This window comes from Skermanella sp. (assembly GCF_059503625.1).
The window spans coordinates 1-12,505 of record NZ_JCACHA010000305.1; the positions used below are offsets into that span (position 1 = coordinate 1).

A 12,505-nucleotide genomic window follows, 5' to 3' on the forward strand; every position below is an offset into this window, starting at 1 on the left:
GGGCGCGCCTGCCGGCTCAGCCCATGTTCACCATGATGGACTTCTTGTGGGTGAAACATACAACGATGCCTAACCCCTTGATTCCAAACGCCTGCCTGTAGAACATGCACAGGAACGTGATGCAAGGTTTCTGCACAAGAGAAGAAGAACTGGTGATGATTGCGGTGAATGTTGGCAAGGCCACAATGAAGAAAGTATAAGAGGGAAGTGGAAAGGCAAGAAACCTGCACAATCGGGCAGTGATGCGCCCCTGAAACCCAGCTCTCCTTGGCAAGCAATAGATCGGAAAACAAGCCAAGGAGCCCAAGAATGGCCCAAGTCATCCCCCTGTTCGGCGCCAAGCCGAAAATTAACCCGGTTAATTCTGTCGCTGCGCCCGAGCCCGCGAAGGAGCCGGTACCCGCGAAGCAGACAGCCGAGACAGAGCAGATGTCGCTGCATGACGGCGATCTCGTCGTCTACCGGCGGCCCGGCGCAAGCAGCAAGTGGCAGTATCGACTGCGGCTGGCCAGCGGCGACTATGAGCGCAAGACGACGGGGAAGCGCAGCCTCGAGGAGGCGAAGAAGGTAGCCGAAGCGAGGTACCAGAAGGTCAGGTGGCGCGAGCAGCAGGGCCTCAGCACCAGCGCCACGCCCTTCACCAGCGCGGCTGAAGCCTTTATCGCCCACCGCATCCGCGCGGCCGACCAGGCACCCCCGGCGAAGCGCGACACGAGGATGCAGAAGGCGGAGATGGAGGCAAGCATGATCCGGCGTTACCTCCTGCCCCACTTCGGCGACACTCCGCTGGACAAGGTGGATGCACGGGCCATGAAGGGTTTCCACGATGCCTACTTCGAGCAGTGGAAGGCGGGGCAGGGGGCGAAGCGCATTCAGTACCGCACGCGCGACAACAAGGGGCGGAAGTACACCAAGCCTCTCGCAGTGCAGATGCCCGGAACGCACATCCGCAAGCCAGGTGTCAACAGCCGCATCCTGTTCGAGCGGCTGGTGCGGCACATCTTCGAGCGCGCTATCAAGGACGGCCGTATCACGCGCACAGAAATGCCGGAGCTGGACGCCACCAAATTCGTGCGGAACCGCCGCGGGACCTTCAGCGCAGCAGAGCAGGCGAAGCTGCTGGCTCATTTGGAGAGCCGCATCGAGAAGACCAAGAAGAAGCACCACCAGGCATCGCGCCGGCTGCTTTGGCTGTGGGTGCGCTTCCACCTGCTGACCGGGCTCAGGCCTGGTGTGGAGGGCACCACGCTCAGGTTCCGGGATGTAGAGTTCGTCGACGGGTCGACGCCGCACTACGTGGTGCGCGTCCAGCAGGGCAAGACCGGCTCTCGGCCCGTGGTCGTGGATATGCGGCTCAAGGAGGTCATAAATTCAATTGAGGCACAGCACCCTGACCCGAGGCCGGACGCTTGCCTTTGGGTCAAGCCCAACGGCGAGCCCACCACGCGCTTCGGAGAGGGCTTCAAGGCCGTGCTGAAGGAGCTTGGCCTCAGCCGTGATGGGCATGGCCTGGTGAGGACCCCGTACAGTATGCGTCATGCCTTTATCACCGATGCTATCCAGCGCGGCGTGAACCTGAGCATGCTAGCCGACAATGCCGGCAACTCAGTGGAGCAGATCTCAGCGCACTACGACCACGTCATCCACACCCAGCACGCAGTCGAGCTTCTGAAAGGCATCAAGGGTCAGCGGCGCGGCGATTAAAGACGGCGACAGCCGGGACATTTGTCGACGCGCCGGCCATCGCCCGAGTGGTCGCAGCGAGGTAGAGGAGGCGACCGTTGCTCAGGTCCGGGGGCTGCTGCGCCAGCCGGAGTTGGTGCTCGGGGCCTGTCGCGCGGCCCGGGTCTCGGCGCCGGATATGACGGAGGACGAGGCACGCCTGGCGCTGGAGCGGCTGGACCCGCTGTGGGAGGAGCTCTTCCCTGCCGAGCAGGCGCGGATCATCCGGCTCCTGGTCGACCGCGTAGACATCGGGGCTGGCGGCGCAGACGTGCGACTGAAGCTGGAGGGCCTGGCCAGCTTGGCGCGAGACCTGGCAACGCCGGCCGGATCGGCGAGGGCGGCAGCATGACCCGAGCCGCGCAGATGCTAACCGTCCGAGTGCCGCTGGCGGTCCGGAAGCACCGAGGCGGGCGGAAGCTGGTGCTGACGCCGGGCAGCATGGCGCCCCGCGGCGCATCGGCTGCGGACACCACGCTGGTGAAGGCTCTGGCCCGGGCGTTCCGTTGGCGGCGCGTACTGGAAAGCGGGCGCTGTGGCACGATCAAGGAGATTGCCGCGGCGGAGAAGATGGCGGAGTCCTATCTGTGCCGGATCCTGCGGCTGACGCTGCTGGCGCCAGATCTCGTGGAGGCGATCCTGGATGGCAGCCAGCCTGAGGGCATGACGCTGCCGGCACTGATGGCGCCGTTTCCGGTGGAGTGGGAGGGGCAGCGAAAGGCCAGCATCGGGACCAGCGGCACGAATATTCTTTCAGAGTTCCGGCCTTAAGCCTGCGCGGTGGAAATTGTCGGCAGAGCGGTTCCACTCATGGCTCGATGCAGGGACCACGGACGCCGCCGCGCCCCATCCGTAAGCGCCGCCCCTCCCAGCTGAGGCCGACGACCGCCCGCCCGCACACCACGCAGCGAGCGGCGATATCAATGGTTTAGGCTTGGTGCTTGCGGTCATCCGGGCTGGGCGACCACCTCAAGGGCAGTTTCCGCATCGTTCCCGCTAAGATCATGCTTGTCTTCACGAAGGCGCGAGCTTATTCATTGGTTGGACGTCATGACGACATGTCGACGGGGCGAATGACCGACCAGCCAGCAGGATGCGGGACTAGGGTCAATGAGGTGCGCAGGCCACGCCGCACCGACACGCTCGGCGTGCGCATGACCCCGAACCGGGTCCGTGAGGTGAAGGTCGAGGCGGCTGCCCGAGGAATGTCGGTTGCCGCCCTCTTCGAGGAGATCTGGCAGGCTTACCTGGCCGGGAGGGGCGAATGACCACTCTGGCGCTGGCCGACGCTCACCCGCTCTACCTAGACCACAACGCCACGACCGCACCATTTCCCGAGGTGGTCGCCCTGGTCTCGCAGACCATGGCGGAGGTCTGGGCCAATCCGTCCAGCGCCCACTGGCTCGGGAGCGAGGCGCGGCGCGTCCTCGCCCGTGCCCGAGATGGAGTCTGCGAGCTCATCGGCGGAGCCGACCCGGAGGGCGTCTTGTTCACCGCCGGGGGCACCGAGGCGAACAACATCGTCATCCTGGGGGGCGATGCGGGGCCCCGCTGGCGCTCCGCCGTGGCGACCGTGGTCGAACATGCCTCAGTCCTGCGTCCGATAGAGACGCTCGGCCGCATGGGCAGGCCCGTGACCCTCGTCGGCGTCGGCGCGGACGGCGTGGTTGATGCGGGCGACCTCGCGCGCGCCGTTGCCGCCGCGCCGCCCGGCCCGCTGCTTGTCGCGGTGCAGGCGGCGAACAGCGAGACGGGGGTCCTGCAGGCGATGACCGCCCTCTGCGCTGCCGTTCGCGCGGCGCGCCCCGATGCTTTCATTTTCTGCGACGCCGCGCAGGCGGTGGGTCGGATGCCGGTTCACCTTGTCGAAATGGGTGTCGATGCCGTCGCCTTCTCCGGCCACAAGATCGGCGGGCCACAGGGTGTGGGTGCCCTCGTCCTTGCCGACCCGGAGGACGCGCGTCTGGGGCCGCTGGTCCGGGGCGGCGGTCAGGAGCGCGGGCTGCGCTCGGGCACCCACAACGTCGCGGGCATCGCAGGGCTCGGCCTCGCGGCCGCGACCCGGGCACGGGACCTCGATGGAGCTGCGGAACGGATGCGCGCAGCCCGCGACGCGTTCGAGGTGACACTGCTCGGGCTGCAATCGATGGCGCGGGTGAACGGCGATGCCTCGCCGCGCCTGCCCAACACGTCGAACGTTTGTTTCCCCGGCCGGGACGGGATGGAGGTACTGGCACGGCTCGATGCGCTCGGACTCGCCTGCTCCCAGGGTTCGGCCTGCTCGAGCGGGAAGCCGGAGCCGTCCCACGTGCTGCGGGCCATGGGGTTCACGGAGAACGAGGCGTTCGGCAGCGTCAGGTTCTCATTCTCGGCGACCAACACGATTCAGGACGGCCAACGTGCCGTCCGGATGGTCGCCTGCGCACTGGAGATGAATGCATGAGTGCGGCAGCCGCAAAGGAGCGCCTGCGCTTCGAGTACGGTCGTCATGAGACCTTCGCGGTCCGTCACGGCTGGCTCGGCAAGGGCGTCACGTTCATGGCTGAGGAAGGTGACTTCCGCGACGAGGAGGGAGCGGTGGTCCGCCTCGGTCTCGGCACCCGGATGGTGAAGTCGCTGCGCTACTGGATGGAGGCGAGCGGCCTCGCGGATGTCGTCGCTTCCGACGAGGCGGACCGGCGGTCGAAGACGTTGGCTGCCACGCGCTTGGCGAACGTCGTGACGCAACGCGACCCGTTCATGGAGTACCCGGCCACCTGGTGGTTCGTTCACCTTCACCTCGCGCGGCGCACCCGCAGCGTATGGGGGTGGTTCTTCTCGGACTTCCGCGAGCGGACCTTCGATCGGGCGGTGTGCGTCGAGGCGTACATCCGGCACCTGCGCCTGCACGCGACGAACGAGGCGAGCGTGGGCGTCGCACAGCGCGACGTGGCCTGCCTGCTCCTGGCTTACGCCTCGCCAGCTTCGGGTGAGCGCCAGGACCCGGAGGAGGGCACGGGTTCGCCGCTGCGCGACCTCGGCCTCGTGCTCCGGCACGACGACACCGGACGTTTCGAGCGGGCCCGCCCGCTCGACGCCGCACCCATCGAGGCGTTCCTCGCCTGCGTGGCCGCGGCCGCGAAGGACACGGACCAGCAGGCGATGTCGGTTGGCGAGATGGTCGGCCGCCGCGGGGCGCCGGGGCTCCTTCTTGGCCTGGACGCCGAAGCCATCGAGGACATGAGCATCCGCGCCGCCAGGGACTACAAGGCGCTCGGTGTCAGCCTCGACCTCCTCGGCGCGGAGCGCAGGCTGCGGGTGCCGGACTTGGGCGCAGCCGTCTGGCTTGATCGTCACTTCCAGCGCATCGGGTCAAAGGCATGAGCGGCGTCGTCAACTTCCGCTCGGTCAACCTCCGGGAGGACCTGCGCGATCCGCGCAGGCTCACGCACTACCACCCGACGCGGCGCTCTGTGCCGGTCGTCAGGTCTGTGCTGGAGGGCGGCTCCCGCATGGTCATTGCAGCCTACGGGAGCGGCAAGTCGCTCGCGGCTGGCGTCGGCGCCCTCCTGGTGACCAACGACGCAGCAGCCGCGCTGAAGCCCGTCATCGAACGGCTCGGCGCCGTCGACCCGGACCTCGCCATCCTGGCGGAGCGCCGAACCAAGTCGCGTGCCAAGGGGCGCGTCATCGTCCTCAGTGGGCATGTTCGCGACCTGCCGGGCGCGCTGTGCGAGGCGATCGGCGCGCGGAAGGCGAAGTCGATCGACGGCGCACTCGACGCGATGGAATCCCTCGCGAACACCGACCGTGTCGCGGTGATCTGGGACGAGTTCGGACGCCACCTGGAAGGTATCGTCAATGAAGGCAGGTCCCGCGACCTCGACGGCGTCCAGAGGCTGGCCGAGTGGACCGACAGGGCGAGGCAGCCATCGGCGAGCCTGACCCTCCTGCTGCACCAGAACCTGCTCGCCTACGCGACCGTCCTGAACCAGACGTCACGGAATGAGTGGCGGAAGATCGAGGGGCGGTTTCAGCAGCTCCGATTCGTCGAGGACAGCCAGGAGCTCTACGAACTGGCTGCCACCGTCATCTCGGAGCGTCGCCCGCAAGGGCTCGTACCGCCTGGCGAGGCCGCCCTGCGGCGGGTTGCGACCGGAGCGATGGAGGCGGGCTGGTTCGACGGGATGGCTGACGAGGGGCGCGTGGTGGCGCTGCTCGCCCGGGCGTATCCCGTGTCGGCGGCGGCCCTGCATGTCCTGCCGCGGCTGGTCGCCCGCATCGGCCAGAACGAGCGCAGCCTGTTCTCCTTCATCCGGAGCGCCGACCTCTCGCGCGCCGTCGGTATGGAGGAGGTCTACCAGGCATTCTCCGACACCATGCGCGCCGACGTCGGCATCGGCGGTTCGCACCGTAGGTGGGTCGAGGCCGAGACGGCGCGCAGCCGCGCGTCTGACGGCGTCGAGCGCGAGGCTCTCGCCGCTGCCTGCCTCCTCCAGATGGGCGTGGACGGGGAGCGGCGGAAGCTGACCCAGGGCGCGCTGCAGACGGCCGTGGCCAGCAAGGATGGCGCCTCCTTCTGGAAGGCCACCCCGGCCATCGAGGCGCTGATCGGACGGAAGCTCCTCGTCCACCGGAAGCTCAACGATGACGTGTCCATCTGGCACGGCGCCGACGTGGACCTGAACGCCCGCGTCTGCGAGGAGCGCGCGCGCCGCTTCGAGGGGTTCGACCTGCTGCGATTCCTCGACGCGCAGCACCCAGCGCCGTTCGTGCGCCCCACCGGGCACAACCTGCGCTTCGGCACCGCCCGCTACCTCGTCGGGCGCTACATGAAGGCTTCCGAGGTCGCGGCAGGCGCCGCGTTCCCCCCGGCCGGGGCAGAGGCTCCCTGGGGCATCGTGGTCTACGTCTTGCCCGACTCCGCCGAGGAGCTTGCCAAGGCGCGCAAGCGCGTGGAGGCCGGGTGGCCGGCGTCCGACCGCACCCTCGTGGTGCTGCCATCCGAACCCATCGCAGTCCACGAGGCGGCGTTGGAAATTGATGCCCTGGTGTCCCTCCAGTGTGATGACACGCTGCTCGCTGAGGATCCGCTCATCCGGCAGGAACTAACGGAGCTGCTCGCGATAGCACGGCGGCAGCTGGCGGTGGTCCTCCACAGGCTGACGAGCGACCGCCCCGCAGGGGCCGAGTGGTGGCACGCGGGCCAGCGGCTGCCCGTGGACCGGGACCACCCTGCTGGGATGGCTGCCACGACGCTGCTGAATGGCCTCTACGGCAGCACGCCCCGGATCGTGAATGACCAGGTGATGCGGAACCGGATGTCGCGGCAGATGGAAACCGCCCGCATCCGCGTTCTGACCCACGTGCTCGAAAAGGGACACGAGGCCAACCTCGGCTACCGCGAGGAGGAGCTGACCTCCGCCGAAGGTTCCGTTTACCGGACCGTGCTCGCGAAGACGGGTCTGCACCGCTCGGAGGGAGCCACCGGACGCTTCGCCGAGCCGTCGGAAATCGAAGACCCTGGAATGCAGGCGGTCTGGGGGCTGATTGCCGAGTTCTTCACCCAGCCGGGCACTAAGACGCTCGACACCCTGGTCACCCGGCTCTCGTCGCCGCCCTATGGTGTGCCCGCGGGGGTCCTGCCGCTGCTGGTTGTCGCCGGCTACAAGGCGTTCGGTCGGGCAGTGAGCCTCTACACGGACGCCGCTTACCCCGCCGACCTGCTCGGCTTCGACGCCGCCCGCCTGTTCCTGGAGCCGCAGCGGGTCAATTTCGACGTCCACCCGTCCGACGCGAACACGCTCGGCTACCTGTCGGAAGTCGCCTACATCTTCGCCCACCGCAGGCCGGGCCCGATGGACGAGGCGGTCCGCTTCGCGGTTGATGCCATCAATGCATGGCGCCGGACAATCTCGGACGGGGTGCGGCGGTCGCGGCGCCACACGGACGACGGCCGCAAGCTCCTGAACCTGTTGTCGGAGCAGGGGAACCCTGCGCACCGCGTGACCGAGGAGCTGCCCAGCGTGTTTGGCGCGCGCCTCCCGAACCTTGGCCGCTTCGGCTCGACGCTGAAGACGCTGGAAAGGGCCCGCAACGACGTGGACAGGCTCGTCGAGGGCTACGTCCGGGAGGCCGTCGAGGTGGTGGGCGAGGTGCTCAGCCTCGTGCGCGGGGCCGAACCGCTCGTGGGCGTGCAGAGCTGGGTTCGCTGCCTGAACGTGCCCGCGCTGATGCGCCGGGAGGACCTGACGATGGTGGACAAGGCCGTGCTGCGCACCGCCTTGGACACGACGAACGGCCGCTACTCGGCGGAGAGCCTCGCCCGCGCCGTCAGCTCCGTCCTGCTCCAGCGCGGGGTAGAGAAGTGGGAGGACGGGACGTCGGCGCAGTTGCGGCGCCTGCTCCGCGAGTGCCGGACCCGTATCGAAGATGTCGCCCTGGCCGATCCGCAGCCGGGCGACCCCATCGCAGGCATCGTCGAGGCCCGCATCGAGCAGCTGAACGACCTCCTACGCCGCCTGAGGTGGGAGGATGAGGCGAAGTGTGTCGCCGTGGGGGGAATGCGATGACGACCGTCGCCACAATGGAAAATGCTGAAGAGCCGACCGGCGCCGAGCCGGGGGGCGTGGTCAGGCCGACCGTCGCCAAGATGGAGGACGCGGCCAAGGACATCTCGGCACGGCACATCGTGCCGCTGTCTGGGGGCAAGGACAGCACGGGTCTGGCCATCTACCTGGCCCAGCGCTACCCGGATCTGCCGTTCGAGTACGTGTTCTCGGACACGGGCGCCGAGCTGCCGGAGACCTACGACTACTTCGAGCGACTTGAGCACGTCCTCGGCCGCAAGGTCACCCGTATCACAGCGCTGGACATGCTCGGCGTTGCCGAGAAGCCGGGACGCAGCCCCTTCGACGTGGTGCTCTACGACCACTTCTCCGGCTACCTGCCGAGTCCGCGCTCGCGGTGGTGCACTCGGATGCTGAAGATCCACCCGTTCGAGAAGCACATCGGGTCGGACCGAGCCTACTCCTACATCGGTATCCGCGCCGACGAGAACCGCTCCGGGTACCTGGGGAACGGCAAGCCTGTGCTGCTGTCGGAGCAGCCCAACATCACGCCCGTCTACCCGTTCAAGGACGACGGCATCGTGTTGGCCGACGTGCAGCGCCTGCTGGAGGACAGCGGGATGGGTGCGCCCGCCTACTACGAGTGGCGCTCGCGGTCGGGCTGTTACTTCTGCTTCTACCAACAGATCGGCGAGTGGCAGGGCCTGAAGGAGCGCCATCCCGAGCTCTTCGAGAAGGCTAAGGAGTACGAGACCGGCCGCAATGGCCGCAGGTACACCTGGGTCGATGGCCGCTCGCTGGAGGATGTCGAGCGGATGCCGAGGCGCGCCATGAAGCCGAAGTCGGACGACGACGGCTGCGCGATCTGCCACCTGTGAGCGCCGCCATGTACAGCAACCCGCTCGTCGAGTTCCTCCGGACCTACGGTCCAACGGCATCGTCGGACTCCATCTGGGACGAGCACGTGACCGGCGCGGCCGCCAAGCTGGGCGTGGCGCCCCTGCACGTCCCAAGTCTGCGAGTAGGCGACCTCGTGCAGAACTTCCGCTCGCCGGAAGCAGTGAACGTCATCCTGACCGGGACGGCGGGCGACGGAAAGACCTGGCATTGCCGCCAGGTGTTCTTCGAACTGGGCGGAACGGAGGATGGGTGGGCGCACCACGACGCGCTGGCCGAGGTCCGCGTCGGCGGCCGTGTCCTCACAGTGGTAAAGGACTTGAGCTGGTTCTTCGACAAGCCGGACCAGAAGGACATCCTGGAGGGTCTGCTCCCCGCGCTGCTCGGCAGGGCGCCCGACAGACTGTTTCTTGTCGCCGCGAATGACGGCCAGCTGCTGCGCTTCTGGCGGGAACACGCGAAGGAATATCCTGAGGCGGCCGGTGTCGGTGACCGCATTCGAACGCTGCTCAAGGAGGACGCGGAGCATGACCCCCACCTCCGCCTCGCCCTCTATAACCTGAGCAGGCAGTCGCACGATCGCCTCTTCGACGAGGTCGTGGACGCTCTGGACGGCCACCCCGGCTGGGCTGCTTGCGCGCCCTGTCCCCTGGCGCAGGCCGACCGGTGTCCGATCCGGCGGAACCTGCGTGTCCTCACCGGAACCGACGGGACGGGGATGCGCGGCAGGCTAAGGGAGCTGATCCGGCTGGCCGCCCACAACGACATGCACCTCCCGATGCGCCACGTGCTCCTGCTTGCCGTGAACGTGGTCCTCGGCGTCTCGAACCGGGCGACCGGGCTCTTGCACTGCTCGACGGCACACGCCTTGGTGGAGGAGAACGCCGCAGCGTGCGCGAACCCCTTCGACAACGCGCTTGGCCTGAATGTCTCAGCGGTTTCGCAGCGCCAGCAGTATCGCGCCTTCACGGTCTTCGAGAGCATGGGGATCGGCCGGGAGACGAACAACGCCATCGACGGCCTCCTCGTGGATGGGGTGCCCGGGGACCGCTACAAGGCCCTGGTTTCATCCGACAATCAGTTCGCGGGGAAGGCGTTCGAGAACATCCGCCGGGCCTACCAGCGGGGTAACCTCGACGACTTCGAGCGGTTCCGCGCGGCCTTGGAGGGGCAGCGTCGGCGGCTGTTCTTCCTCCTGCCATCGGAGGGGGAATGGCTCTTCGCCCCTTGGCGGCTGACCGTCTTCACGCACGGGGCGACATACCTACGCTTCGCGGAGGACCTCGCAGCTGGGCGCCCCGTCGACCGCATCCGGCACCGCCTCGTGGTCGGGCTGAACCGGACGTACACCGGCATGATGTGTGACGAGGGTCAGGCGGTGTGGTTCGCTGCCCCAGCCGCCAATACGCAAAGCCGACTTGGGCGCGTGCTCGACGTGGCCATGCGGGTCGGCCCCTCCAAGAAGGAGCGGATCCACTTCGACTTCGATGCCAACGGCCCGCACGGGAGGCCGCGGATGGTGGTGCGTGCCGAGGGCGGCGGCGCCCCGGTTGTGGACAGCCACGCCATGACGCCGCTGCTGTTCGAGTACCTGCTCCGCGTGCATGGCGGCAGCCTACCTGGGAGCTTCTCCCGACAGTGCTTCGAGGAGCTTCGCCAATTCCGGCTCCGAGCTGTGGCGGGCCTCGCCCGTCGCGGCCTCGTGGACAGCGACAGCCTCTCTGAGATGAGCCTGGTTCGGATCGGACCGGACGGCGCCCTGCGCGAAGAACCGATTGAGGTCACCGCATGACTGCCCTGAACGTCCTCGCCGGCGCGCTCGAACCGCCAGCCAGCCTCGATATCAAGGTCGAGGTCTGGCTCGAGCAGCAAATCTGGGGCCATCGCTTCTACAACGACCAGACGCCCTGGCTACTGCTGCTGGAGGCCATGGGCGTCATGGCGCACAGGGCGGCCGACAAAAATGAGGGCCGGATCTTCCCCGGGCTGCCGAATGGCAAGCACGAGAACTTCCCGTACGGACTGGCGCGCCGCCGGGCACTCCGGCGCATCCTTTTCTCGGACCGCCACATCGACGAGATCGCCAACAGGCAGACGGCTTCTGACGCCACGATGTGGGCCGACTGGTTCCGGATGACGGGGCATGAGGCGGAGAAGGAATTCGGCTACCTCCGGGAGCGGTTCACCCGGTTCGGCGCCTTCCGGAACGCGGTGGACCTGCTGCGCAGCAGCGAGGTGGAACCGGGCCGGGACCGCCGACCGACGTCGAAGCACTTGGCTCCCCGCGGTCCCGCGATGCTCACGGCCGATTACGGTGAAAAGAAGAGCAACATCGACAAGGACCGCAGGTTCTTCTCGCGCGGAGGCGAGCTCCTGTTCCTGATGCTGAACAGGAGCGGGATTGCCGATCAACTTGAGACGCCGATCCGCGAGCGCCTGCTCGGAAGCGGCAGCAGGTGGAACCAGCTGGCGAAGGTCATGCAGCCGGACGAGCCGGAAATCCCGGTCACGTTCGACAACATCGGCTACCTGCCGCTGCGGACGCACCCTACCTACCGCATTCTCGCCGAGGACTGGCTTGCGCTGCTCTCGCTCGGTGCCCTGCCGGGCGACAACCTGCCGGAGCCCCTGATGCGGCTCTCGGGACTGGCCGTCGTGCGCTACATGCTCGAGCGCGCCGCCGAGACGCTGCGGGGAGACAGGCCACTGCTCCCGCTCGACATGGTGAGCCCCGACACCGTCGGCGTCCGCAAGGTGTCGAGGGATGCCTACGCGAGCCACAGGGGTATGACCCGCAGGGCCATCGAGAGGCTCGTGTCGGACCTCACGGCCTCCGAGGAATGGGCGAAGGCCAAGGGGCAGGCAAACCCCAAGAAGGCTGTCCGTGAGTTGCTGAAGCGGCGGTTCGGCTTCGAGCCGGAGGGCGCTTTCGAGATCGAGCAACTGCCCGGCGAGGTCGTCGCGGCTGCGATCTCCAACCATGACGGGCATCTGGGCCGGGTCGTCGGCTTCTACGCTGAACGTATTGGGCTGGCTGTCGCGCGTCCCGGGACGGGGCGGTGGTATGCGGCCAGCGACGGCCTGCTGGAGGCACTCGTCCTGGCCAACGTCACCAGTCCGATGGAGCTGGAAGCCTTCCTCGACCGGCTGAACGAGCGGTACGGCATGGTGCTCGGCTCTGGTGTAGGCCAGCGGGTCTACGCGAATGTCAACTACGAGCACCTGAAGGCCAACCAGCGGCACCTGGAGGAGAGGCTCCGCGTGCTCGGACTACTGAAGAGGCTGTCCGACGACTGCGCCTTCGTCATCAATCCCTTCTGGGTGGAGGCACCATGAAC

At 67.6% G+C, this 12,505-nt stretch carries 11 protein-coding genes; 10 read left to right on the plus strand and 1 reads right to left on the minus strand.

Annotated elements, in window-relative coordinates; translation table 11 throughout:
• Window positions 1-323, minus strand: a 323-nt coding sequence (locus AC5JJ6_RS06965; protein ID WP_496041334.1) for a hypothetical protein, incomplete at its 3' end; no start/stop codon positions are given.
• Here AC5JJ6_RS06965 and AC5JJ6_RS06970 point away from each other — a divergent pair.
• The 10 genes from AC5JJ6_RS06970 to AC5JJ6_RS07015 all read left to right on the plus strand — a co-directional run bounded on the left by AC5JJ6_RS06970 (window position 310) and on the right by AC5JJ6_RS07015 (window position 12,503).
• Window positions 310-1,704, plus strand: coding sequence for a tyrosine-type recombinase/integrase (locus AC5JJ6_RS06970; protein WP_496041335.1), 1,395 nt, complete (start codon window positions 310-312; stop codon window positions 1,702-1,704). The genes AC5JJ6_RS06965 and AC5JJ6_RS06970 overlap by 14 nt on opposite strands.
• 157 nt (window positions 1,705-1,861) lie before the next feature.
• Window positions 1,862-2,074, plus strand: coding sequence for a hypothetical protein (locus tag AC5JJ6_RS06975; RefSeq protein WP_496041336.1), 213 nt, complete (start codon window positions 1,862-1,864; stop codon window positions 2,072-2,074).
• 14 nt (window positions 2,075-2,088) lie between these two features.
• On the plus strand, window positions 2,089-2,493 hold the full coding sequence (locus AC5JJ6_RS06980; protein WP_496041337.1) for a hypothetical protein: 405 nt from the start codon (window positions 2,089-2,091) through the stop codon (window positions 2,491-2,493).
• 170 nt (window positions 2,494-2,663) lie between these two features.
• Window positions 2,664-2,990, plus strand: a complete 327-nt coding sequence (locus AC5JJ6_RS06985) for a hypothetical protein (RefSeq protein WP_496041338.1) — start codon at window positions 2,664-2,666, stop codon at window positions 2,988-2,990.
• Window positions 2,987-4,165: a cysteine desulfurase family protein gene (locus AC5JJ6_RS06990; protein ID WP_496041339.1), complete on the plus strand. Its 1,179-nt coding sequence runs from the start codon at window positions 2,987-2,989 to the stop codon at window positions 4,163-4,165. Before AC5JJ6_RS06985 ends, AC5JJ6_RS06990 begins: the two co-directional genes overlap by 4 nt.
• Window positions 4,162-5,085, plus strand: a complete 924-nt coding sequence (locus AC5JJ6_RS06995; protein WP_496041340.1) for a DUF4007 family protein — start codon at window positions 4,162-4,164, stop codon at window positions 5,083-5,085. Before AC5JJ6_RS06990 ends, AC5JJ6_RS06995 begins: the two co-directional genes overlap by 4 nt.
• Window positions 5,082-8,273, plus strand: a complete 3,192-nt coding sequence (locus AC5JJ6_RS07000; protein ID WP_496041341.1) for a hypothetical protein — start codon at window positions 5,082-5,084, stop codon at window positions 8,271-8,273. Before AC5JJ6_RS06995 ends, AC5JJ6_RS07000 begins: the two co-directional genes overlap by 4 nt.
• Window positions 8,274-8,287: 14 nt before the next feature.
• Window positions 8,288-9,148 (plus strand): phosphoadenosine phosphosulfate reductase domain-containing protein, encoded by an 861-nt coding sequence (locus tag AC5JJ6_RS07005; RefSeq protein ID WP_496041342.1) that lies wholly within the window; start codon window positions 8,288-8,290, stop codon window positions 9,146-9,148.
• An 8-nt stretch (window positions 9,149-9,156) separates the two neighbouring features.
• Window positions 9,157-10,959, plus strand: a complete 1,803-nt coding sequence (locus AC5JJ6_RS07010; protein ID WP_496041343.1) for a hypothetical protein — start codon at window positions 9,157-9,159, stop codon at window positions 10,957-10,959.
• Complete coding sequence (locus AC5JJ6_RS07015; RefSeq protein WP_496041344.1) at window positions 10,956-12,503, plus strand: hypothetical protein; 1,548 nt, start codon at window positions 10,956-10,958, stop codon at window positions 12,501-12,503. Before AC5JJ6_RS07010 ends, AC5JJ6_RS07015 begins: the two co-directional genes overlap by 4 nt.
• Window positions 12,504-12,505: the final 2 nt, after the last annotated feature.

Coding starts and splice junctions, on each gene's coding strand:
- AC5JJ6_RS06990 (WP_496041339.1), top strand. CDS start 2,987: ATGACCACTCTGGCGCTGGCCGACGCTCACCCGCTCTACCTAGACCAC.
- AC5JJ6_RS07015 (WP_496041344.1), top strand. CDS start 10,956: ATGACTGCCCTGAACGTCCTCGCCGGCGCGCTCGAACCGCCAGCCAGC.
- AC5JJ6_RS06980 (WP_496041337.1), top strand. CDS start 2,089: ATGCTAACCGTCCGAGTGCCGCTGGCGGTCCGGAAGCACCGAGGCGGG.
- AC5JJ6_RS07000 (WP_496041341.1), top strand. CDS start 5,082: ATGAGCGGCGTCGTCAACTTCCGCTCGGTCAACCTCCGGGAGGACCTG.
- AC5JJ6_RS07010 (WP_496041343.1), top strand. CDS start 9,157: ATGTACAGCAACCCGCTCGTCGAGTTCCTCCGGACCTACGGTCCAACG.
- AC5JJ6_RS06975 (WP_496041336.1), top strand. CDS start 1,862: ATGACGGAGGACGAGGCACGCCTGGCGCTGGAGCGGCTGGACCCGCTG.
- AC5JJ6_RS06970 (WP_496041335.1), top strand. CDS start 310: ATGGCCCAAGTCATCCCCCTGTTCGGCGCCAAGCCGAAAATTAACCCG.
- AC5JJ6_RS06995 (WP_496041340.1), top strand. CDS start 4,162: ATGAGTGCGGCAGCCGCAAAGGAGCGCCTGCGCTTCGAGTACGGTCGT.
- AC5JJ6_RS07005 (WP_496041342.1), top strand. CDS start 8,288: ATGGAAAATGCTGAAGAGCCGACCGGCGCCGAGCCGGGGGGCGTGGTC.